Annotated in this window: 22 protein-coding genes; 1 reads left to right on the top strand and 21 read right to left on the bottom strand. The window is 38.6% G+C overall.

The annotated features are described in order from the left end of the window. Nucleotides 1-383 (bottom strand): helix-turn-helix domain-containing protein (locus R6U02_RS01280; protein WP_410261816.1); only part of this gene is annotated, 383 nt, incomplete at its 3' end. Between the two features lie 98 nt (nucleotides 384-481). Between R6U02_RS01280 and tnpA the strand changes: the two genes are divergently transcribed. Continuing rightward, complete coding sequence (tnpA, locus tag R6U02_RS01275) at nucleotides 482-919, top strand: IS200/IS605 family transposase (RefSeq protein WP_410261815.1); 438 nt, start codon at nucleotides 482-484, stop codon at nucleotides 917-919. A gap of 27 nt (nucleotides 920-946) precedes the next feature. On the opposite strand, the gene R6U02_RS01270 is transcribed toward tnpA, so the two are convergent. The 20 genes from R6U02_RS01270 to R6U02_RS01175 form a co-directional block, all read right to left on the bottom strand. After that, nucleotides 947-1,414 (bottom strand): hypothetical protein, encoded by a 468-nt coding sequence (locus R6U02_RS01270; RefSeq protein ID WP_410261814.1) that lies wholly within the window; start codon nucleotides 1,412-1,414, stop codon nucleotides 947-949. Then, a complete protein-coding gene (locus tag R6U02_RS01265; protein WP_410261813.1) occupies nucleotides 1,407-2,435 on the bottom strand; it encodes a DUF3179 domain-containing protein in 1,029 nt (342 codons plus the stop codon). Before R6U02_RS01265 ends, R6U02_RS01270 begins: the two co-directional genes overlap by 8 nt. A gap of 304 nt (nucleotides 2,436-2,739) precedes the next feature. Then, the gene (locus R6U02_RS01260; RefSeq protein ID WP_410261812.1) at nucleotides 2,740-3,651 is read right to left on the bottom strand and encodes a dihydroorotate dehydrogenase; all 912 of its coding nucleotides are present in this window, start codon (nucleotides 3,649-3,651) and stop codon (nucleotides 2,740-2,742) included. Then, nucleotides 3,651-4,418, bottom strand: coding sequence for a dihydroorotate dehydrogenase electron transfer subunit (locus tag R6U02_RS01255; protein ID WP_410261811.1), 768 nt, complete (start codon nucleotides 4,416-4,418; stop codon nucleotides 3,651-3,653). Before R6U02_RS01255 ends, R6U02_RS01260 begins: the two co-directional genes overlap by 1 nt. A gap of 582 nt (nucleotides 4,419-5,000) precedes the next feature. Then, entirely contained in the window at nucleotides 5,001-5,837 is an 837-nt protein-coding gene (locus tag R6U02_RS01250; RefSeq protein ID WP_410261810.1) for an exodeoxyribonuclease III, read from the bottom strand. 652 nt (nucleotides 5,838-6,489) lie between these two features. Further along, complete coding sequence (locus tag R6U02_RS01245) at nucleotides 6,490-7,356, bottom strand: FoF1 ATP synthase subunit gamma (RefSeq protein ID WP_410261809.1); 867 nt, start codon at nucleotides 7,354-7,356, stop codon at nucleotides 6,490-6,492. Next, nucleotides 7,356-8,867, bottom strand: coding sequence for a F0F1 ATP synthase subunit alpha (locus R6U02_RS01240; RefSeq protein ID WP_410261808.1), 1,512 nt, complete (start codon nucleotides 8,865-8,867; stop codon nucleotides 7,356-7,358). Before R6U02_RS01240 ends, R6U02_RS01245 begins: the two co-directional genes overlap by 1 nt. Before the next feature lie 15 nt (nucleotides 8,868-8,882). Then, nucleotides 8,883-9,632: a hypothetical protein gene (locus tag R6U02_RS01235; RefSeq protein WP_410261807.1), complete on the bottom strand. Its 750-nt coding sequence runs from the start codon at nucleotides 9,630-9,632 to the stop codon at nucleotides 8,883-8,885. A 4-nt stretch (nucleotides 9,633-9,636) separates the two neighbouring features. Continuing rightward, nucleotides 9,637-9,906, bottom strand: coding sequence for a F0F1 ATP synthase subunit C (locus tag R6U02_RS01230; protein ID WP_410261806.1), 270 nt, complete (start codon nucleotides 9,904-9,906; stop codon nucleotides 9,637-9,639). After that, on the bottom strand, nucleotides 9,906-10,598 hold the full coding sequence (locus tag R6U02_RS01225) for a F0F1 ATP synthase subunit A (RefSeq protein WP_410261805.1): 693 nt from the start codon (nucleotides 10,596-10,598) through the stop codon (nucleotides 9,906-9,908). Before R6U02_RS01225 ends, R6U02_RS01230 begins: the two co-directional genes overlap by 1 nt. Further along, complete coding sequence (locus tag R6U02_RS01220) at nucleotides 10,599-10,874, bottom strand: ATP synthase subunit I (RefSeq protein WP_410261804.1); 276 nt, start codon at nucleotides 10,872-10,874, stop codon at nucleotides 10,599-10,601. It abuts the gene before it with no gap. Continuing rightward, nucleotides 10,867-11,181, bottom strand: a complete 315-nt coding sequence (locus R6U02_RS01215) for an AtpZ/AtpI family protein (protein WP_410261803.1) — start codon at nucleotides 11,179-11,181, stop codon at nucleotides 10,867-10,869. The genes R6U02_RS01220 and R6U02_RS01215 overlap by 8 nt, the downstream gene beginning before the upstream one ends. A 14-nt stretch (nucleotides 11,182-11,195) precedes the next feature. Continuing rightward, a complete protein-coding gene (locus tag R6U02_RS01210; RefSeq protein ID WP_410261802.1) occupies nucleotides 11,196-11,573 on the bottom strand; it encodes a F0F1 ATP synthase subunit epsilon in 378 nt (125 codons plus the stop codon). After that, on the bottom strand, nucleotides 11,563-12,963 hold the full coding sequence (gene atpD / locus R6U02_RS01205; RefSeq protein ID WP_410261801.1) for a F0F1 ATP synthase subunit beta: 1,401 nt from the start codon (nucleotides 12,961-12,963) through the stop codon (nucleotides 11,563-11,565). The genes R6U02_RS01210 and atpD overlap by 11 nt, the downstream gene beginning before the upstream one ends. Nucleotides 12,964-13,495: 532 nt before the next feature. Continuing rightward, nucleotides 13,496-14,881, bottom strand: coding sequence for an APC family permease (locus R6U02_RS01200; protein WP_410261800.1), 1,386 nt, complete (start codon nucleotides 14,879-14,881; stop codon nucleotides 13,496-13,498). A gap of 1,267 nt (nucleotides 14,882-16,148) precedes the next feature. Beyond that, complete coding sequence (locus R6U02_RS01195) at nucleotides 16,149-17,276, bottom strand: PQQ-dependent sugar dehydrogenase (protein WP_410261799.1); 1,128 nt, start codon at nucleotides 17,274-17,276, stop codon at nucleotides 16,149-16,151. Between the two features lie 231 nt (nucleotides 17,277-17,507). Further along, on the bottom strand, nucleotides 17,508-18,191 hold the full coding sequence (locus tag R6U02_RS01190) for a CPBP family intramembrane glutamic endopeptidase (protein WP_410261798.1): 684 nt from the start codon (nucleotides 18,189-18,191) through the stop codon (nucleotides 17,508-17,510). A gap of 656 nt (nucleotides 18,192-18,847) precedes the next feature. Further along, nucleotides 18,848-19,708, bottom strand: a complete 861-nt coding sequence (locus R6U02_RS01185) for a DegV family protein (protein ID WP_410261797.1) — start codon at nucleotides 19,706-19,708, stop codon at nucleotides 18,848-18,850. Between the two features lie 520 nt (nucleotides 19,709-20,228). Further along, on the bottom strand, nucleotides 20,229-21,611 hold the full coding sequence (gene rlmD, locus R6U02_RS01180; protein ID WP_410261796.1) for a 23S rRNA (uracil(1939)-C(5))-methyltransferase RlmD: 1,383 nt from the start codon (nucleotides 21,609-21,611) through the stop codon (nucleotides 20,229-20,231). Between the two features lie 100 nt (nucleotides 21,612-21,711). Beyond that, nucleotides 21,712-22,728, bottom strand: a complete 1,017-nt coding sequence (locus tag R6U02_RS01175) for a diacylglycerol kinase family lipid kinase (protein ID WP_410261795.1) — start codon at nucleotides 22,726-22,728, stop codon at nucleotides 21,712-21,714. Nucleotides 22,729-22,752 lie beyond the last annotated feature (24 nt).

The following is a 22,752-nucleotide window of genomic DNA, read 5'->3' as shown; positions in this document are numbered from 1 at the left end:
TACCCGTTCTCGTAACGAATGGCGTTATTGACGCTCTTTGCGGTATAAGATTGTCGGGCATGGTGTTTGGCTTTGAATCGTGGGTGCTTGAAGTGTCCCTTGTTCGTGAAAAACTTTTTGAATGCCCCCGTTAAATCTGTTGAGACCTGTTGGAGGCTGGTGGAATCCGACACCTTTAAAAAGGCATGCTCCCGTTTCAGTGTGGGGAGGAGAATGTTCAGGTCGTACTCGCTCAACGTGGGCAGTGTGGGGTTGCTTTCATACCGTTCGTTCCACATGTCTAAAAATTGATTCCACACAAAACGGGCATTGCCGATGTTCTGCATGACTTGCGCTTGTTGGTCTGGTTTCAGGGTTAACTTGCCTTTAATGCCGATTAACATCTAGCGTTGCCCCCTCTTTATATGGTATACTTATTATATCACATATGAAGTTAAAAAAACTATTGAAGCGCTTGATTAAAGCCGATGGAGGGATACATATGTATACAAAAACACGCACCAATGTTTACCGCACGACCTACCATCTAGTCTGGGTGACAAAATACCGCAAAGCCATCTTCACAACACCCGAACGCCGTCAGGCAATGACGGCATTCCTGTACACGATAGCCGAAAATAACGACATCACCATACTGGAGAGTGAAGTTGTGGACGACCACGTTCATTTAGTCGTGTCCTTCCCACCGAACAAGTCCATCAGTTCGGTAATGAAGGCATTAAAGGGCGCTTCTGCGAGGGACTGGTTCAAACAGTTCCCCGATACAAAAAAGGAACTATGGAAAGGCTCGTTATGGTCTCATAGTTACTTTGCCAGTACCATTGGCGATGTATCCAGAGAGGTCGTCATGCAATATGTACAAAACCAACTAAAGGAATTCAATAGCGGGCGTTCGAGACGCGATTCATTCCCCGGTTGAAACCAGAGGTTTTCTCGCTAACGCCCCTTATAAAATATACCGCAAAAGGGCCGGTGCTAGTGCAATGAGAAAAGTAGGGGCACAGCAAGCAAATCCCGTTAACATACTGGGTAAAGTCCCTAGCAATCCATAGCCGGTGTTGATCCGACAAGTTTTTCGATAGCGGTAAGCAAAGACTGCCACCATGATGTTGGATCCCACAAGTATTCCAAGGATTATCCCTAACAAAAGATTCATCGGTGCTAGAAAAATACTAATGCCACCAAAGGTAATTGCCGCGATGGGTTCCCAAACGAAGGGAGCTCTTGACACGTACATTCTGGAAAGTGGGTTGTCCACTACAAACACCTCAAAAGACCCTTCTTGAAAAAATAGATGATCGATACTAATGAGATAAACGATAAAGTAAAGAACCATCACAAGGATTCCCACGAACTTCGCCTTGGGATCCTCCCAAATTTTACGAAACTTATTAAACCACTGTTTTTTATTCATAGACCATCGTCTCCGGGAAAAAAGCATACCAAGCGAACCACATGACATCATAGGAATTGACAAAGATTTCTTCTTCCTCATCTTCAATAAAAACCCTTGCGGTATCTAGCGCTTCATCATAATTAGCTACAAGGGAATGGTCCCCCAGATTAAAGCGGATGATTTTTTCCTCGGCTAATGATTTCTTTGGAATCGCAAAGGGTTCGTCTCCTACTCGGCCGGCTATCATAACTTCCTTATTTTGAAATTGGTCATTTTCAAACATTACCGGATAAATTAACGCGTTACTAATATAATAGCCACTGCTTTCAACGTAGGACCCATAGGGATCATCAGTATAATCCCTGATAAAACCGGTGTCTTCCGATAATACCCGAGCATCGTCATACTGTTCCTTCACCCTTCCCCAAGTAGACCAGAGAACGGGGAATTCTTCCAAACGCTGCCCCTTCAACTCCCCATCCACAGCAATACCTAAAATTTGAGGGAAATAGCTGTCGGTTTCCCGATCATACATCACCAGATTACTGTTGATCAGTTTTCCTGAGGTGCCAAAATCTGTTTCAATTCCTTGAAAACTTCCTTTATATCCAATGGCTGAACCAGTAAGGGGACAATAGGTAATGCTTACCTTCTCGCCATTAAATTCTTCGTTAACGATTTCATGCCATACTAAAATTCGCTGGGGATAAATAAATACCCTATCCTCGGACTCGACGATAAAAACAGCATCCTGATCTTCCATGAGGGAATCCGCTTCTGCCATAGATTCGTATATTGCCTCCTCAACAGGTGGTATCCCGTCCGGTGGAGGTCCTCCACTTTGAATAAAGTCATGGTAGGCCGTGAGTCGCTCATCGGTCATGCTTTCAAAATCAATCAGGGATTCAGCTCGTTCCTCTTCAGTCTGTGCTTCCTCATTTTCCTCAGACTGCCGATTGTTACTAAGCACAAAGACTCCAACAACAATCACAACAAGTATAGCCAAACTGACAATGATTTTATATTTTCGACTTTTCATTATTCCGCCTCCTACACTAATGAAGAATAGGCCGTGGTCACTTTATGCTTATTTAATTATCCACTGACTTCTGTCAAAAATCAATTCATTGAGCTCCTTTTCATGGCAGAAAAAAAGTATGTTAAAAAATGCAGGGAAACAACAATTTTACATTGTCATTTCCCTGCATTTACAAGCTTTCCATGGTTCGCACTTATATGATTTTCTTGATAATCTTAACACTCATGTCTAGGTACTCTTTCTAATGATCTGATTAACAATTATTTATCTTCCTTATACTTTTAACTGGTGAAAACAGATAAGTCTATACGCTGTGTCCACTCCCGATTGCTTCTTTTACGTTTTCAAATCCATACTTTTTCAAAGTAGCCGGCAGTTGGTCAATCAATTCTTTGCATATCATCGGATTCTGAAAATTCGCCGTACCCACAGCAACTGCACTGGCACCGGCCATTAAAAACTCCAGAACATCTTCGGGCGTCAATATGCCACCCATCCCAATGATAGGAATATTAACAGCTTTGTATACATCATAAATCATGCGGATAGCCACAGGCTTGATAGCCGGTCCTGAAAGTCCACCTACCTTATTACTCAACAGTGGACGCCGTTTATCGAGATCGATTTTCATCCCAGTCAGGGTATTGATCATCGTCACCCCATCGGCACCTGCACTCTCTACCGCTTTTGCTATGCTGACAATATCCGCTGCGTTTGGTGACAATTTCACATAAACGGGAACATTAGAATGTTTCTTTACACGTCTTGTGACTTCATAGGCGACTTCCGGTATTGTACCGAACTGTACACCTCCCTCTTTAACATTTGGGCAGGAGATATTCAACTCTATCGCATCAATAAGATCAGTTTGTTGGAAAGCTTTGGCTACATTTTCGTATTCTTCAATCGTACTGCCGGCAATATTGGCAATAACAGGAAGATCGAATGTTTTGAGAAAGGGTAGTTCATTTTCAATTATTTTATGGACACCTGGATTCTGCAATCCGATAGCATTCAGCATACCTGATTTTGTTTCTGCTACACGTGGTGTCTGATTTCCTAACCGCTTATGCTCCGTTGCAGCTTTGATCATAATGGCACCCAGTTCACTCAGATCATAGAACTGACTAAATTCACGGCCAAAGCTAAAACATCCTGATGCCGGCATGATGGGATTTTTCAATTTTAATCCTGGTAATTCGATTGCTAGAGACATTATATTTTCACCTCGCCTGAATGGAATACGGGTCCGTCCTGACAGATTTTCTTATTACTTTTCTCGTCTTTTGTCGGAACTACACAGGCATAGCAGGCGCCAATCCCACATCCCATTCTTTCCTCCAATGACAGAAATCCTTTATCATCTTTAAGTTTTATCTCAATCGCCTTTAACATGGGGGTGGGCCCACAGGCAAAATAATAGTCGAATTTAGGCTGCTCCTGTTCAATTATATCTGTGACATAGCCTTGATGCCCATAACTACCATCATTTGTTGTCACATAACACTTCCCAAGACATTGGAACTGCTCTTCATAAAAGACATCTTCTTTTGACTGAAATCCAATGACTGTAGTGACATGAACCCCTTTTTCTATCAGCTTTTTTGCTAAATAGTAGAGAGGTGGCACACCAATACCTCCACCCACTAAGAGAGCGTGTGTCATCTCCAGCTGATCGATTCTATACCCGTTACCGCACGGAATGAGCATATTAAGTGAATCATCTTTTCTTAGCCGACTCAGCTTTCGTGTTCCTTCTCCAAGTTCTTTGTAAATAAGTGTTAACTGATTTCCTTCCTTATCTAAATCAGCAATGGAAATCGGACGTCTGAGCATATGCTCACTTGAGGATCCGATTTGAATATAGACAAACTGTCCGGGTCTAATCGTTTCAAGAAGATCTTGATCTACGTGAATATTAAGTTTGACAGTATCTTTTGCAATTACGGTAATTGACTTTATATTTGTCTCTATAAGTTTCATTAACAATAGCCTCCAGTATTTTTACAGTAACTTCAATTAAAATGGTATTTTATAAAGCTGCTTATATGACCTTTTTTGAGTATGCATTTATTATTTTTTAGACATAAAAAACCCCTTTGCAAAGCTGCAAAGAGGTAGACGTGCAGAAAATTAAGCGCACATATCCCTATACAACCTTGCATGCCTCACAGGACTTGCTTAAAGGTGCTGGTGATTCGATTTATCAGGATATACAAAGATGTATATCTGAATAATTACCATTTTGAAACTGTTCTACTTAAACAGTTATTCACAAACTTGATTCACAACAAATAAAAAATACCCTTTCTCCGTGTATGAGAAAAAGGATATAGATAGACCTACTCTATATTATTACGTTCCTTCTCAGTCTCACGGGACTGATGTTAAAGGTTCTTTTGTTATGTCTAATTATTCCAATAAAGGAGAGAGAAGTCAACCCTTTTTCTGTTTTGTTTGTGTTTCATTGAGTGTTACTTCACATTTTTATTATAAATCGAAAAATGATCCCCTGAAATAACTTAATTAGTTACTTCCAGGGGATCATTAGCTTTTTTTGTAGTATTACATTTGATCTAAATCTATATCAAGCACTAAAGGTGTATGGTCTTGTCGTTCTCCGGAATCAATCATGTCTGATTTTTGTACTTTATCAGCCAGCCTGTCACTTACCAGCCAGTAGTCGATCCTCCAGCCAGAGTTATTGACTTTGCTTGTTTTGGCACGCTGGTTCCACCAGGAATACTGCCCTGTCACATCGCCATTTACATACCGGAATGTATCTGTAAATCCTTTATTCAAAAGTTTCGTAAATCCTTCACGCTCTTCATCTGTAAAACCAGCTGACAGATGATTTCTGTCTGGATGGGCTATATCGATTTCTTTATGGGCGACATTAAAGTCCCCTGTTGCAAGAACGGGCTTCTTAGCATCCAAACTGGCCAAGTATTCTGCATACTTTTCATCCCATTGTTGACGCTCTTCTAGTCGAACTAATCCTGAACCGGCATTGGGTGTATATACTTGCGTCACAAAAAAATCGTCAAATTCCAGCGTGATCATACGTCCTTCTACATCCATTGTATCCGGGGCATCAATATTCGGATAGGTCACAAGAGGCTTTAAATTTTTCTTATAAAGAAACATCGTGCCGGCATAACTTTTTCTTGCAGGTTCTTCAGAAATACTCCATACATATTCGTAATCAGGAAATAAATCGTTTATAATCCCCTCATGTTTTTTTGTCGGCCCGGTTCGAGGTAGTTTGGTTTCCTGAATCGCAATAACTTCCGGATCTTGCTCTACTATCTTATTCATTACTTCTCTAGACATGACCGCTCGTGCTGAATCGCTCGTCAACGTTGCATTTAATGAATCAATATTCCATGTAATTAATCTCACTGTTAGGCTCCTTTATAACTTTTTACTCTAACTACTCTTTTCATATTAACATTATATAGGGAATAGAACGATTATTGTGACTAAATTTTAAACACACTATAACACTGAACTTTAGGGGAGGGAGATATTTCCTTGACAATGCTTATCTGCTTGAAAATTAACAAACCACTAAAAACAGCGATATACGCTATTTTCAGAGGCTTATATACTTATTTTTTAGTTAATAATGTAACGCTTTCGACATGGCTCGAGAGGACAGAATGGATGTCTTTCAAATCGTCGGTTGTCAGCAATATATAATTGGTCTATAACAACCATATGAACAAAGGCCTTGGTGATTATATTCTTATTTTTTTTAAAAATATTCAAGCCATTGTATGAACCCCTGTGCAAAAATCTCAGACATTTGTGTCCTTACATTTAATTCTATTTTATCCACTCTGACAACTGTAAAATCATAACCTCGTCCAACTTGCATTATTGTTGCCCGATAATGTCCAAGAGTCGCTGTGAGTGGTTTGTTAAACCTTACTCAGTGGGATTTCCACTCACTATATTCTAGGCCCTTATTCTTGGCGCACTATCTGACACCAAAACTCTGGATATTACCTGTCTCTTGTTTTGCATAATAAGAATATAAGGGCTTTTGTAGCTATATTGATTTTCTTATCGCTTTAAATCCTGATATGATATCATTTAATTCTTCTGTGATGTTGTTTTGTCTTTTTCGTCTAAATAAGTCGTTTAGTTCCTCTAATTGATTGTCTATATTTTTTTCGGCAGATTGCATAGATGCTAGCCGGCTGGCATTTTCCGATGCCATAGAAAAGCAAAAGGTACGGTATAGTGTGATGAAAAAATATTGTCTTATTAGGTCCGAAATGATTTCCTGCTTTTCCGCAAAATAGGTAGGAAGGCCCTTTGACTCCCATTGCACTTTATTCTTTGACAATTCCACTAAATCGATTGGAAAGAGTAATTCCGTATCTTCGATAAATATTGAAGCATCATGTGGCTTGTTATAATAAAGGACAATTTTTTCAATAGGCATTTCGTCTCGAATTTCATCGATCTGAACAAGTAATTTGTTCACCATGGAGAAAATAATGTCTGTTGACTGTGGCTGCATAAAAGTCTTGCGAATCGTAACATCATCCTTCAATCTTTGAAATATCTGCTGCCCGATGACGATCACTTTATCGTCCGTGTTTTGGGAAATATGTTCCAAGGCAAAAGAACTTATCCTTTCGTTGACCCTGCCAGCAAGGCCATGGTCTGATCCAAATATAATATGAAGGGTATTGCCCTTTTGAATTTCCTCAGATGATTCCATTTCTTCGTCTTCTGATAAAACAATAAACAAAGACATATCCAAAATGCTCCGATACTCCATAGAAGCTTTGGCTGCGTTTTGGAATTGATTGATGTTGGCCGAAGCATGTGCTTTCATCGTGCTTACAATGGTGCGGAGATTTTCTGCGGAATCTATGCTTTTCTTTATCCCTTGTAATCCCTGCATCAGATATCCATCTCCCTTTTAAGTATGTCTTTTATTTTTTTTATAAAAGTATTTTTTACTTCATCTTTCAATTTTTCATCACCCAATAAATGCTCGCGAAATGCATCGTCTTCTCGTACAGCTTTTCTTATATGTTCCTCCGCCTCATCGATTCTGTCCAGTGCAACAGCGTCCAACACCCCCGTCGTGACAGCCATCAGAACACCTATTTGCTCTGTAACTTCGATCGGTGAATGCTGCGGCTGGTTTAAAACCTGACGTATTCTCCAGCCCCGTTCAAGCGTTCTTTTGGTCGATTCATCCAGTCTCGTCCCAAAACTTGAAAACGATTCTAATTCTTCAAATTGAGAATAGGCAAGCTTTAACTCACCGGTTATATTCCGGTATGAAGGAAGCTGGGTTTTCGCACCGATTCTGGATACAGATAACCCTATTTGGACGGCCGGAAGGTTACCTTTCTGGTAGAGCTTCGGCGAAAGATAGATTTGCCCGTCCGTAATCGAAATAAGATTTGTGGGAATATATGCAGATAAATTTTCTGCCTGTGTCTCTATAATCGGCAGCGATGTGATACTTCCACCCCCAAACTCGTCTTTTAAATGGGTGGATCGCTCGAGAAGTTTAGAATGAATATAAAATATATCTCCCGGGTAAGCTTCCCGTCCGGGCGGTCTTTCCAGTAAGAGAGACAGCTCCCTGTAGCCCCTTGCATGCTTGGTTAGATCGTCATAAATAACAAGCACATCTCTGCCTTTTTCCATAAAATATTCCGCTAAAGATATGGCCGCATATGGAGCTATATAAGCAACGCCCGGTGGATCTTCGGAGCCTGCTACCACAACGATTGTATTTTTCATCGCATCTTTTGATTTAAGCGTATTAATAATTTTTGATACAGATGTAATCTGTTGACCGATAGCACAGTATATACACACGACGTCAGTGTCTTTTTGATTGATGATCGTATCGATTGCAATCGTAGTCTTGCCGGTTTGTCTGTCACCAAGAATCAATTCTCTTTGACCCCTTCCTAAAGGGAAAAGGGAATCGATTACTTTTAGACCTGTTTGTAACGGCTCAAATACAGGGGCTCTTTTCATAATCGACGGCGCTACTCTTTCCATCGGAAGATATTTTTCCGGCGTTACAGATCCCTGGTCATCCAAGATTTTTCCCAAAGGACTTATAATCCTTCCTAAAAATTCTTCTGAAACCGGTATGTCTGCTACTTTATATGTTCTTTTCACTTTTTGACCTGCTTTAATGCCATAAAAATCCCCGAGGAGTATAACACCTATAGCGTTTGGGTCTAGATTGAAAGCCAAACCCATCGTTCCGTTTGGGAACGCTATCAACTCTTCATTTTTAACATTTCTAAGCCCTTTAACCTTAGCAATTCCGCTGTCGATCGATACAATCGTTCCGCTTTCCTCTATATTGATTTGATTGAAATCCTTGGCCAATGCTTTATCTATGGATTCCTCCAAAGCTTTGAATTGATTTTCTAACATTGGAAGCGCTCCTCATCAATTAGTGTCCAGACTCTTGATAATATCTTTTTCTATTTCATTTAAATAGTTCTTGATATTCGTATGAACAGTATAGGTTTCTAAATATAACTCATAGCCTAAAATCAGTTCGGGATCCGTTTCATAATGTATCTCTTTTACGTTTTTTAGTTGTTCCTTTAAAACATCTTCAATCGATTTCTTTTCGTGTTGCGATAAATCTTGAAAGGAATGCACTTGCACGTGTTCTTCTCTTTTTAAATCCTCCAGTTCGGGTATGTTTTGTTTTATATTTTTTAAATTAAGAATAAACGTATTAAATACTTCACTTTCAAGTTCCTTGTAAGATATTACCTTCAAAATGCGAGCTGCTATTTTAACAGCGCTCTCTCCTAGGTTTTTCCTTAGGTGCTGTTTGAAATTTTCTTTCTCGTCTTCAATTTCTTTTAAATAAACATGCCGTTTACTTTCGGCTTCCTTTTTATAGTCGTTTAAAAGACTCTCTTTCTTTTCTTGGGCTTGTTTTCTTGCATCATCTAAAATCTCTGTTTTCTCTTTTTCTATATTTTCTATTTTTCCATCATACCTATCAATCAATCTCGTCGCTTCTTTCATTTTCATATCCGCTTCTATCTGCGCCTTTTGAATTCGCTCCTGCCTTTGTGCCATCACATTCATAACCGGCTTATAAAGTAACTTTTGTAAAATAAAAAGAATGATAAAAAAATTAATGATCTGCGCAATGATTTCGAACCAGCTTATTGTCATAATATTATCCTATGACCATATTCCAGAACGGATTGGCAAATAACAAAATCATCGATATGACAAAACAGTAAATCGCAGTGGATTCAATCATTGCAAGTCCTACAAAAAGAGTTCTGGAGATTGTGTTTGCTTCGTCAGGCTGCTGTGCAATAGATTTCAAAGCCTGTGTCACAGCGTTTCCTTCCGCGATAGCCGGCGCTATAGAGCCCACCGCAATCGTTAAGCCCGCCATGATAATGGAAACCATACCTATAAAGCCAATATTATCCATCATTATTCCTCCTTCAAATTTCCTTCCTTTTTTTCCTTTTCAATTGCTGATGCAATGTATACAATTGCAAGAATAGCGAATATATATGCTTGTATAACACCTGTCAGAAGACCAAGCGCCTGGATGACGACCGGGAAAAAAAGAGGTACTACACCCAATAAAATAGCCACGATAATACTTGAACTCAATACATTTCCATAAAGACGAATGGCCAAAGACAGCGTTCTTGATACTTCACTTATGATGTTAAAAGGCAGCATGATAAATGTAGGTTTTATATATTCCTTTAAATATCCGACAATGCCTCTGTCATCGATACCATATTTGGGTACGGCCACAAAAACACACAGCGCCAAAGCAATACTTGTATTTAATGAACCTGTGGGCGATATAAATCCTGGTACGATGGACAGTACATTTGACACAAGTATAAATATAAACAACGTGCCTACAAATGGAAGATACTTGCTCGGGTCCTGTTGACTTATTTGTCTGATTTGGCTGTTAATCGTCTCTATTAAAGCTTCCAATATATTTTGCCCTTTAGAGATTTCGCCTTCTACCTTCATATTTCTTGTGACCATATACGATATGGCGGCCAAAATAATCATAACGATCCACGTAAATACCAACGTTGCCGTAATTCTTACAAATCCCGACTCAAAATAGACTATTTCACTTGGATCAATATTCATTTAGTCCCCCCCATTTTTGAGTTTTTCTGTCGTCTTCTCTATTTTAAAAATCATTATAACACGCACTAAAAACATGCCAAGCATTGCATACAATATTCCCTTGTATCCACTTTTCGAAACGTAAAATAAAACACTCAGCAATACGGCCATCCTGACTATAAGGCTGCCTATCATAAGAAGACCTGGTTGTTTCACCTCCGTTAACTTTTGAATCGTCCAATAAAGCCCACCAAAGAAAATGATACCCAAAATGACACCAATAAAAAAATTAATCATTATGATCCTTCCTACTTATCTTCGTTTTTTCCTTTATCCAGCGCCATGCGTTAAACGAACCCAAAATGATGCCTGCGAATAAAAGCGTGAGCGTCCACGAAAAGCTTTGGGTAAATCTTTTATCTAAAAAGATTCCAAGGGCAATGCCCAATACTGTAGGTATTGAAACGGACCATCCTACAATCCCAAAGAGGTTTAGCCCGAACATGATTTCGCTTCCTTCCTCATGCGCTCTCATTTTTTTCGCAGAATCTTTTTTTACTGTTTCAAGAAGCTCTTCTTCAGTTGACCCTTTTTTCTTATCCAAAAGGATTCCCCCCTTTACGTATCAAGTTCCATAAACTTCCGAATCGTCTCTGTTTCCAGTCTTATAAGTACTTCTCTAGCTTTTCTTTCTTTTTCATCTATTTTTTTGAAAGTATCTTCTACTGTTTGGCTCAATTCGCTTAAAGATTCTCCGGCGATCGCCTGCATGGTAACCAGATAAACGGTGTCTCCCTGCTTGACCGCTACGCCATGACTAATCGCATAATAAGGATTCTTCTCTGTATTTATGTGCAAAATGCCCGGCCTTAAACTCCAAGTTGCGTCTATATGTTTTGGGAGAATCTGAAACTCTCCATTGGAACCGGGCGCTGTAATTTTTTGCACATCCGTATCTAAGATTGTTTTATAAGGAAGAGTAATTTTAAGTCTCATTTTTTTCTTCTCTTTTCTTTTTTCGTTCTACCGCTTCTTCTATATTACCAATCATATAGAGATCACTTTCTTCGTAATTTTGGAACTCATCATTTAAAATCCGCTCGCACCCCTCAAGAGAATCTTCGAGCTCCACCAATCGGCCCTTGCTTCCGGTGATTTCTGCTGTGGTAAAGAACGGTTGCGTTAAAAACCGCTCCAATTTCCTTGCCCGGTGGACGACGTTGCGGTCCTCCACAGAGAGTTCTTCTATACCCAACATTGCAATAATGTCTTTAAGCTCTTCGTACGTTGCGAGAGTCTTTTTTATTTCGCGCGCAATCCTGTAATGCTTTTTGCCTACAATCGTCGCATTCAACATATTTGAGGAAGAATTTAAAGGATCAATCGCCGGGTAGAGCCCTTGGCTTGCTCTTTTTCTTGACAGCACAATAGATGCCGACAGATGGGAAAACGTGTGCGTTGCACTTGGGTCGGTAAAATCATCTGCAGGAACATATACCGCCTGAATCGACGTAATCGCACCGGATTTCGTGCTCGAAATCCGCTCTTCCAGTTCCGCCAATTCGCTTGCTAAAGTAGGTTGATATCCGACTCTTGAAGGCATCTTGCCCATAAGACCGGAAACCTCCGACCCTGCCTGTATAAATCTAAATATATTATCGATCAGAAGAAGTACATCTTTTTTTTGCACGTCCCTAAAATATTCTGCCATAGTAAGGGCTGCGTGACCCACCCTAAATCTGGCGCCCGGAGGTTCATTCATCTGCGCAAAAATAAGAACTGCATTTTCTAAAACTTTAGCTTCTTTGACTTCTCTATATAGCTCTTCTGCCTCTCTGGACCTTTCACCAATACCGCAAAAAACACTATATCCTTTTGTCTTTTTTGCCGTATTGTTTATAAGCTCTGTAATCAGGACTGTTTTCCCTACGCCGGCTCCTCCAAACAGACCTGCTTTTTCACCTCGAGCCAATGGGGTAAGAACATCTATTGCTTTAATGCCGGTTATAAACAATTCATTAGTTGTGTTTCTTTCGGAAAAAGGAACAGGTTTTTGATGAATCGATCTTGTATTTACACCTGTTAGGTCTTCGCCATTTAGCGTATTTCCAAAGACGTCGAACATTTTACCTAAAATCTCTTCTCCTACAGGAACTTTTATAGGCTTCCCTGTATCCGTTACTGCATCCCCTCTGGATAGCCCTCCGGTAGAAGTTAAAGCAATTGAACTGACGGTTGAATCATCTATATAGGATGCAACCTCCATGATGATTTGATCATCTTCTCCGGTAACAAGTTTATTGTTAATAAAAGGTAACTCCTGCTCAAATACAACATTAATTATGCTTCCTCTGATACTTTTTATATAACCTTGATTTTTACCCATAAAGTATCATCCTCAACATATCACAAATTTTTGTATATTCTTGCACGTGATTTGAATTGTATACTATATATTATAAAAAAATTGTATCAGCTATTCCTCACATTTGTCAAACATATGGGTTCTATAACAAATCGTGTCAGAAAGTTCGTTAGAACTCACCAACACGATTTATTATAAAACTCTGTATTTTACTGTAAAATTTTTATCACCACGTCGTTTTTTCACTACCTAGTTAATAATATGACACTTTCAATATGTGTCGACGTGATAATACGTGCAAATAAGATTATGAAGTAGCACCTGCCATAATACATAATTAATATTTTTCATTGTCAAATCATGCTAGATAGTTTCCAATCTGGTACATTTTCCAAAAAGACTTCTATGGGTGTTTTGTAGTTTAATGTCTTTCTGGATATATTGCTTCTTTTGTTCGCGACAGAGGAAACGAAGGTCTGATTAATAGTGTCAAAATCCATTTGCTTGAAATGAAAATGTCTAACATCATATTGAGTGATTTTTTTTAATTTTATCAAGTACTTTGTTGCTTCTGTTTTCTTGTATATAGAAGATACAAGAAAACTCCTAATATGATCCATATGCCTCCTGCTATAAATGCTTTCGCACTTACATCAAATATCCAAAATGACAGAATTATTTGTAGAATGATTGCTGTGACAGGTATATAGGGGAAGTAAGGCATTAAATAACCGTAATCCAATTCCGCTCCTCTTTCATTCCTAATCTTGATTACTGAGATATTGACAAAAAGAAATAATAAGAGAAACATAAGTCCAGCGCCCGCAGCAACATCCTTTACAGGAAGTATAGTCGCAACAGTAATAATAATTAAAGATGATAATAGTATCGCTATATGTGGGGTCTTGTATTTCTTAGAAACTTTCCCCATGATTTTTGGAAGATTTTCATCTTTACCCATCGCATAAGATACCCTGGAAGATGAATAGATCGTTGCATTTAAAGCAGATGTACTTGCAAAAATCGCTGAAAAAGATACAACTATTCCACCATAAGGTAATAAATTTTTTATTGCATCAGCAAACCCTGTTACCCCTTGCTGTTCAAACCAATTCCACACGGACATTCCATCAGTACTAACACCAATAATGACCGCAAAAGCTATCAGCAAGTAAATCGTAGTGACTATTATCATTGAATAAAATATTGCTTTAGGTATATCTTTCTTAGGGTTTTTTGCTTCTTCACCAGCTTGTGCAATGATTTCAAAGCCTTCAAATCCTATATAGATAACTCCCATAGTTGGTAATATTTTTCCCCATCCATTTGGTAGGAATTGAGAGAAATTCGAGAGCTTATCCGGATTCATAACTACTGCCGCAATTCCTCCAACTACAATCATGGCCATGACACCTATTTGTCCTAAAGTTATATAGATACTTGCTTTACCTGTTTTTGATGATCCTGAATAATTAATACCTGTAAAAATCAATACAATTAATATTGCTGTTACTGTTTTAAAAGTATTAATTTCGATTAAAATATTGTCAAGATAATCAAAATTCTGCAATAATAAAGAAAGATATTCTGCAAAGGTTATAGCATAAAGACTACCTGCTATAGTAGCTCCAAACCAAGCAACCCATCCTGACATAAATCCAATAATCCCCCCAAAGGCTTCTTGTACATAAATATATCCACCTCCAGCCTTTGGAATCACAGAAGCTAACTCTGCATAACTCATTGCAGAAAGAAATGCCAGTAGTCCATTTAATGCATAAGCTATAAGAACTCCACCTGGTCCGGAAATTCCCACTGCAATACCAGTAGCCACAAATATTCCAGCTCCCATCATCATGCCTGTTCCCATCATTACCAAGGGAAATAGCCCTAAATCCCTTGAAAGTTCTGATTTATGGGATATATCTTCTTTATTCACTTACCCTACTCCTTTTTAAGTTAAGTTTTATTTCATTATTTTTTTTACTTTTCTTGATTCTCATCTACAATCTTTTCCTTTTTCTTGTCTATAGATTTAATGATTTTTATAGACTTTAGCAATAGAAACCATGTCAGACTATAGGTAGAGAAAATAACTACTGTACCTAATATCGTATCAAAATCCAACTTTCTACACACCCTTTGTTTAAACTATTAATTTATCAAGATAAATACTTTCTTAATCTTTGATATACAAGCATGCTGCAACGTCTCCACCATAGTATACTATCACTGCTACATTAGTAATGACATTGGAACAAGGATCACCGTTTCAACTCCACAAAAATGCCGAATAATACTGACACTTCTTTATCTTTTAATTTATCCTTCAGTTTATAACCATGTGAATAGCTTTCGCGATTTATCATATAAATCTCTTATGGACATATCGCTTTCATCAGTTATTAAGATGCTCGTAGTTAAATATGTATTTATTTCATACCTGTCTCATCCTGAAGTATCCTTTACTTATCTTAGAACTGAAAAGGTTTTTCAATATCCAGAAAATACTGATTTTTTTTGATGACCAGAGACCGTCAGACTTTGTGAGATGCCAAAAATCTGTTTTTATAATTTCAGATAAGCTAAACTTCTATTCTCCTATGACAATTATAGGAAAGATGCTGAAACTATTCTAAATGGCAGCATCGGAATATATAATCAGAGTACATGAAACCCGTTTCAATATCAATTAGCAGTAAAGCTGCCAAGGTAATCTCCCGGCGGTCAAGTGTAGGCTTATTTCTTTTAATGAAAAGACTGACTCCATCAAAAATAGCAAAAAGATTAAAATAATTATATACCTCCAGTCCATGAGTTAAAATCTCTAGACTTAAAACGAAGCAACGCTATTTTTTTGCAAACTATCATCTCTTATTTTTCCTGCTCATCTAAAAGGTTCCTCAATATCGGATATCGATACATCCTCTGCAGTAGAACTTGGGCAGCAGCGGCCAGCTCAATAATTTGTTCATTAATCTTATAATAGTAGTGACCTCAAGCTTCGTTATAAAAAATAATTAAATAAACCCCTGATAACAACTTAAATACGTCGTTATCAAGGGTCGAAAACTTATTATCTTGTCAACAGAGTAATACTTTCCACGTGTGTTGAGATTATAGTAAATTTAGAATAAAGGATAGAAGGAGTACTTGCAAATTTTTTTATTATTGCCGAAAAATTAGTAAAGCCCCTTTTACCTCATCTAATCTTGAATGGAGAGCTGATACAGTTTATCGTCATTTTCTTCCGGATCACCCCGTCCATCTGTGTTATTACTGATGAAATAAAGCTGATCATCTTCTATCAGTACATCCCTGATCCGCCCGAATTCAGATGCTACTTCTCTCTGCTCACCAGTTTCAAGATCAAATTCAAAAACAGCAGTCCCTCTTAACCCTGCCACATATACTTTCCCATCATAGTAATCCATTCCAGAAGGAGCCCAAGTCTCTTCATCTCCCGAAGTGAAGATTGGTGCAAGCATACCCTCTTGTTCCTCGTCTCCTTCAATGATCGGCCAACCGTAATTCATACCAGCTTCTATCCGGTTGATTTCATCATTTCTATTGTTGCCATGCTCACTTGAATACAGTGCGCCTTCAGAAGACCAGGTAATTCCTTGCGGGTTTCGGTGTCCATAACTGTATACATAGGAATCTGAATAGGGATTGTCATCTGGAATCGATCCATCAAGATTCATCCTCAAAATTTTTCCCGCCAGTGACTCCAGGTCCTGTGCCAATTCTGGTGCAGATGCATCACCCGTCGTTGCATAAAGCATGTCATCAGGTCCGATCTTTAGTCGGCCACCATGATGGACCCTTCCACTTGGGATTTCATCGAGCAGTATATCCTCTTCCTGCCAGACGTCTCCACCTAACTGCAAAGTAACGATACGGTTCAGAGGTCCATTGCTGGCTTCATAGGTGTAATAGGCGTAGGCTAAGTTGTTTTGCGAAAATTCCGGATCGAGAACGAATCCTAATAAACCTGCTTCTGGAACCAGAGAAAGTTCCTGTTCCAGCTCCACATCCTGCCTTACAGTCTCTCCATTTTCGATTCGCGTGATATAGCCAGGTCTCTCCGTCAAGAAGAATGTATCGCCCTCTTTTTCGATCGTCCAGGGTATCTCGAGGTTTTCTGCAATTAATTCGGGCTCGCTAAAGGCTTTCCTTTGATCCTCAGGCTCATCAATTTCTGTTTCATTAGGAGTGTTTTCCGATTCACTAACGTCATTAGCCGAATCAGTCTCCGTATCCTGCTGATTATTTTCAGCACAACCAGTAATCAGTATAAACAGAGAAAGAAGTAAGACGAATTTCTTATTCATTGTCATTTGTCCCTGCCTTTCGTGTTTTCTTTTAGAGTATTATGTTAAAAAAAATACCATTCTTCATTAACTATACCACTTTATTCCTGAAACCACCTTTTTTCCCTCTTCCGACATTAATTTTACACATAGGTGCTAAATTAAATGTCATTCAATAGATGACACCAGAAAAAAAGACAAACACTAAAGTTTTTATACGTACACATTCAGATGGTGCACAGAGTCCTAAAATCAAATTAAGCCAAATAAAATAAACCCAACGGTGTTAATTGAAAAATTGGCAAACATATGTACAAGCCACGATGGATAGATATTTCCAGACTTTTCATTCAAATAATTAAAGATACAGCCCCCAGCAAACAGTCCTGTCATAGCTAACAGATATATACTCCAGTGAAACCATCCACTTGTCATACCTACATGATACAAAGCAAACAGTAAAGCACTGAATACATAGGCAAAGAGGCGTCCAGCATTTTCCTTCAAAATCAGAAAAGCGAAACCTCGAAAGAAAAATTCTTCCAGCAAAGAATTAATTAGAGAGATATAAATGGCAACATATATAAAATTATGTTCATTGACACCAATATTGGCAGTTAAAGACTCACGAATCGAGGATAAATCAATATGGTTTTTTAATAGGAAATACGCAAGTAGAATAACAGAGTAAATTCCCACACCCAGTAAAATCGCAAAAATAAAATCTGACTTTTTAGGAATAAACAGTTTTTTAAAACGACTATATTGATCTTTATACCTAAGAAAGTATCCCATAGGAACAACGGAGAATAGAAAAATTTTTACAATAGATTTGTACAGATATGGCAATTGAACAAATCCGTCTATTATGCTCATCCCTAAAGCTGATAGTGTTATAGAAAGAATCAAGAATATACTTTTTCTATTTATTTTCATATTACGAAACCCCTTTAAGTACACATCACTCATTTTTAGTTACTCTAAGTAATGTTCTTTTATAGCAGAGACAGATTCCTATTTTTTGATCCAATAAACAGAACGTTGTACTTTTTTATATTTCTGGATACAACAGAGTATCAACTATTGTATCCAAGTAAACGCGCTGAAAGAATTAAATCCGCAATCATCATTTTTTTGAATGTTCTATCTTCATTCATTTTAGATAAGTAATACTATTCAAGTGAAATAAGAAACGTAATTGAAAGTATACCTTTTCATGTGGCATATTCTCAGTATAAGGTGACAAACATTAAAAGTCGAGACTATGTTTACTTCAAGACACTTTAGCCGCCATACCTTAAATAGTTCAGAATTTGAAACCTTTTGTCTGTAACATCACTATAAAAAGACTCCACACTTAAAATACTACTTTTAAGTGTGGAGTCTACTGTTCTTTTATTTTATATAAAAAGATATTAGCTAACTAAACTAAAAATCTTAAGTAAAAATGATATAAGTAAAAATTTTTAGTCACTCATCCTATTCAGCCAACTGATTGCACGGTCAATAACCGAAGAAAGGGACACTTCTCGAGCACAACTCTTCACAGAATGTCTTGCTTATTCTTTAACTTTATCCCTAATCTCACAACTTTAATCAGCAGTTTTTTCGATCCCTGTGATGCCAATTGCTCCGGGACCGCCATGACTGGAAATCACAGCACCCGCCTTCATCCAGCTGGCTTTTTGAACACCGTTTTCTCTCAGCAGATTGAAAATCATCTCTTTCTGACTGTCTTCAAAACCCGGAGCACCTACTATTAGAACGGTATCAGGTTCAATATTATAGCTTTTGAAAAAATTATTAACCATCTTTTTCAAACAGTTATCAAAGGATCCACGGTATTTCGCCCCAGAGACCAAGTATCCATTTTCTAATATAATTGACGGCTGAATCTTCAATAAATTTGCCCCATGAAAAGCCAGATTCGAGACACGGCCGCCCGCTTTTAAATATTGCAGTGTTTTAGGCAGAAAAACCATATGGGTGCGTTCTCTTATATCTTCGACAAAAGCAATAATTGCTTCAGGGCTTGTATCAGGATTATCTTCAATGAATTGAGCTGTTGCTTTAACAACAGCAGCTGCTCCGATAGATACATTCTTGGAGTCTACAAGGTAGACGTTTTTAAAGTCCTGCGCTGCAATATTTGCTGCATTAAAAGAAACAGTTGTGACTGCAGAATATCCAATATGGATGATATTAGCATCTGGATATTTATCAAAAACTTCCTTAAAGACTTCGGCATTATCTTGTGGAGAAGTACCAGATGTTTTAGGTAGATTCCCTGTTTTTTCATAATAATCAAAAGCTTTCTGAACATCAAAGCTACCATCAGGATACGTTTGATCGCCCATTGTTACATGCATCGGAATGACTTGTATATTATAGCGATCGATTATTTCTTTAGATAGATCTGAACCACTTTCAGTTGTAATAATATAGTTTTTCATAATTAACCTCCATTATTTTGGTAGATTATAGTTCCTCTACTGACTGTAGTCTTCATTGTTATCAGTATAATCATTGTACTATATATGTTTTATAATATATACTCAACTATTCGATACTGTCTTTCAGGGCCTTCTGTTGAGAAAATACTTTACAATCCTCCTCCTCCATATTTTCTGAATCAGTCGATCCATAAACATAATTCATGAGTTCTTCTTCTAAACTATCATAATGAAGTGTTAAAAATCTGGAATAGTTCCAGTCCAGCCACAGTTCATTTGAGTTGTTAATTCGTCAAACACTTTACTTGTCATATTATTATTTAACCTCTTTTTAAACTTTGTTATTTATATAATGCTTTCCAGTTTCTAAACCTCTGTTTTATAATAGTCTATACTATTATATCATAACTTAAATATTACCAATAACAATGAACAATTGGACAGAATATATTCTAATTAATACAAATTATAAGACCCCTGAAAACGTACGATGACGTTTTCAGGGGTCTTATGAGTATAATTATTTAGTTAACAGAGTGACACTTTCCACATGGCTTGTTTGTGGGAACATGTCTACTGGTTGTACTTTCTCGACACTATAGCCACCTGCGACCAATAAGGCCAGATCGCGTGCCAGGGTCGATGGGTTACAACTGACGTAAACCATTTTCTCCGGCTGCATTTCCAGTACGGCATCGATGAACTGTTCGTCGAGTCCTTTTCTTGGAGGATCGACAACTAGTAAGTCCGCTTTGCGGCCTTGCTTGCTCCATTCGAGCATGACTTCTTCAGCTGCACCGACTTGATACGTCACGTTTTCAATGCCGTTGAGTTCAGCATTGCGCTGGGCATCTTCGACAGCCGGTTCGATGAGTTCGATCCCGTAAACCTTTTTAGCTTTTTCAGCTAATGCCAGGGTGATCGTTCCAATACCACTATAGGCATCGATGACTGTTTCTTCCCCAGTCAGTTCAGCGAATTCCAATACTTTGCTGTACAGGATTTCTGCTTGTACAGTATTGACCTGGAAGAAAGAACGATGGGAAATTTCAAAGGTATGACCCAGCAATTTATCACGGTATTTGTCTTCGCCATGAAGCACAATGACTTCTTGACCGAGGATAACGTTTGTCTTTTTAGGGTTCACATTTTGAATGATGCTGACCACTTCAGGAAGTGCCTCTAGGATATCCGGAACAATCTTGCTCAGTGGGAACAATTTAGGCGTTCGGGTAACCAGGACAATCATCATTTCTCCAGTGTGGTATCCACGACGCACAAGGATATGACGCAAGTTTCCGGTATTTTCTTTTTCATTATAAGGTTTGATGCTATATTTACGCATGATGTCACGCACTGCAACGACGGCTTTATCGATCTCTGGATCCTGGATCTTGAAGTCTTCCATCGGGATCAGGTCGTGGCTTTTCTTTCTGAATACGCCAGTCTCGAGTTTTTCTTTGTTCTTGCGGACAGGGATCTGAGCTTTGTTACGGTAACCGAAAGGATTTTCCATGCCAATGACGTTTTCGACTTTAGCGTTTGGTAATTTCCCAATCTTTTCAAGAACAGTCTCAATCTGATTCTTTTTGAACTTCAGTTGTGCTTTATATGATAAATGCTGTAATGGCATAGTACCTGTTTGAGCATAGGCTTTATCTGTGATTTCCACGCGGTCTGGACTCTGATTAATAATTTTCGTCAGTTTCCCAATACCGAAAGACTTCCCGATTTTGATTACTTTAAACTCAATTGTTTCACCGACAAGGGCTCCTTCAATAAATAGTGGGTAGTGCTCTATCTTGGCTACACCGAGTCCTTCATGTGTCAGATCGATGATTTCTCCCTGATAGGTTTCGTTTTTTTCTACTGGTGCTTTAAAATTTTCCTTGCTGTTACTCATGGTATTCTCCTTTTTTGTGCTAGATTACTTTACTGTCTCTTTTAGATTATACAGGTTAGAAGCAACAAAAGAAAACGTCCGTTCAAACGGTGCGCTTTAATTAATCTTCTCCGATATTCTCTAATTTCGAGACCTGTTTTTTGAATTCTTCTTCTTTTTCTTCAGTCATCAAATCATGTGTGTTGATGGACAGATGCATACGATCCAAGTCAGTGACGATTTCCAGATGCTGCTTGTACATGCTGAACTCAGCTGGGGCATCACCACCGTATTCACCATCAATATTGATCATGAGCTGTTGCTTGTTCTGCGTTTCCGCTTTGACGTAACTCGTTTTTTTGTACAGGACTTTTGGATGATGGATGTGTCTGCCATCATTCATGAGCATCGTGATCAGTCTCAATATTTCACCAATGTTCGTTGTCTTGACAATGATCAGGGTGAATTTCCCGTCGCCCAATGTCTTGTCCGGCGCGATTTTTTCGAAACCGCCAACCGAATTGGTCAATGCCACAAAAACTAAGGAAGCCACCCCTTCGTAAACGCCATCGTCATAGGTTATTTTGACGGGGACCTTACCGACTCGGGGCAAAAGTTCTGCCCCTTTGACGAAATAAGCGAGTGACCCGAAAAGAGATTTCATATTAGCTGGGACCTCATAGGTCACTTCCGTCAAGAAGCCGGCAGCGCCGATATTCATGAAAAACTTATCTTCGGAGCTTGTTTTAACTCTTCCGATGTCCATATGAACGGTTTGGCCTTTATGAATCAGCTGGGCCGCTTTCACAAAATCATAGCGCGGGATCATTAGTGCGCGTGCATAGTCATTGGTTGTTCCCGCCGGAATGATTGCCAGCTTGGGACGCGGCTCATATGGCGAGATGCCATTGATCACTTCATTGATCGTCCCGTCTCCCCCAGCTGCCACAATAAGATCAAAGCCATCCTTCGTGCACCGATCAGCTTCTCCTTGAGCGCTCAGAGGTGCAGGCGTTGTACAAAAAGCACTGGTATCATAACCCGCTTTTTCATATTCGATTAAAATATCTGGTATTTGTCTTTTTAATAGTTCACGACCGGATGCCGGATTATAAATCACGCGAGCGCGTTTTCTCACCGTCCATCCACCCCCTCTTTTCAG

The sequence above is a fragment of the Alkalibacterium sp. genome (assembly GCF_046484155.1).
In the GTDB taxonomy this organism is placed as follows: Bacteria; Bacillota; Bacilli; order Lactobacillales; family Carnobacteriaceae_A; genus Alkalibacterium.
The sequence above is the reverse complement of the archived record's forward strand: the minus strand, read 5'-3'. Positions and strand labels throughout refer to the sequence as shown.

Coding starts and splice junctions, on each gene's coding strand:
- tnpA (WP_410261815.1), top strand. CDS start 482: ATGTATACAAAAACACGCACCAATGTTTACCGCACGACCTACCATCTA.
- R6U02_RS01270 (WP_410261814.1), bottom strand. CDS start 1,414: ATGAATAAAAAACAGTGGTTTAATAAGTTTCGTAAAATTTGGGAGGAT.
- R6U02_RS01265 (WP_410261813.1), bottom strand. CDS start 2,435: ATGAAAAGTCGAAAATATAAAATCATTGTCAGTTTGGCTATACTTGTT.
- R6U02_RS01260 (WP_410261812.1), bottom strand. CDS start 3,651: ATGTCTCTAGCAATCGAATTACCAGGATTAAAATTGAAAAATCCCATC.
- R6U02_RS01255 (WP_410261811.1), bottom strand. CDS start 4,418: ATGAAACTTATAGAGACAAATATAAAGTCAATTACCGTAATTGCAAAA.
- R6U02_RS01245 (WP_410261809.1), bottom strand. CDS start 7,356: ATGCAGGGATTACAAGGGATAAAGAAAAGCATAGATTCCGCAGAAAAT.
- R6U02_RS01240 (WP_410261808.1), bottom strand. CDS start 8,867: ATGTTAGAAAATCAATTCAAAGCTTTGGAGGAATCCATAGATAAAGCA.
- R6U02_RS01235 (WP_410261807.1), bottom strand. CDS start 9,632: ATGACAATAAGCTGGTTCGAAATCATTGCGCAGATCATTAATTTTTTT.
- R6U02_RS01230 (WP_410261806.1), bottom strand. CDS start 9,906: ATGATGGATAATATTGGCTTTATAGGTATGGTTTCCATTATCATGGCG.
- R6U02_RS01225 (WP_410261805.1), bottom strand. CDS start 10,598: ATGAATATTGATCCAAGTGAAATAGTCTATTTTGAGTCGGGATTTGTA.
- R6U02_RS01220 (WP_410261804.1), bottom strand. CDS start 10,874: ATGATTAATTTTTTTATTGGTGTCATTTTGGGTATCATTTTCTTTGGT.
- R6U02_RS01210 (WP_410261802.1), bottom strand. CDS start 11,573: ATGAGACTTAAAATTACTCTTCCTTATAAAACAATCTTAGATACGGAT.
- atpD (WP_410261801.1), bottom strand. CDS start 12,963: ATGGGTAAAAATCAAGGTTATATAAAAAGTATCAGAGGAAGCATAATT.
- R6U02_RS01195 (WP_410261799.1), bottom strand. CDS start 17,276: ATGAATAAGAAATTCGTCTTACTTCTTTCTCTGTTTATACTGATTACT.
- R6U02_RS01190 (WP_410261798.1), bottom strand. CDS start 18,191: ATGAAAATAAATAGAAAAAGTATATTCTTGATTCTTTCTATAACACTA.
- R6U02_RS01185 (WP_410261797.1), bottom strand. CDS start 19,708: ATGAAAAACTATATTATTACAACTGAAAGTGGTTCAGATCTATCTAAA.
- rlmD (WP_410261796.1), bottom strand. CDS start 21,611: ATGAGTAACAGCAAGGAAAATTTTAAAGCACCAGTAGAAAAAAACGAA.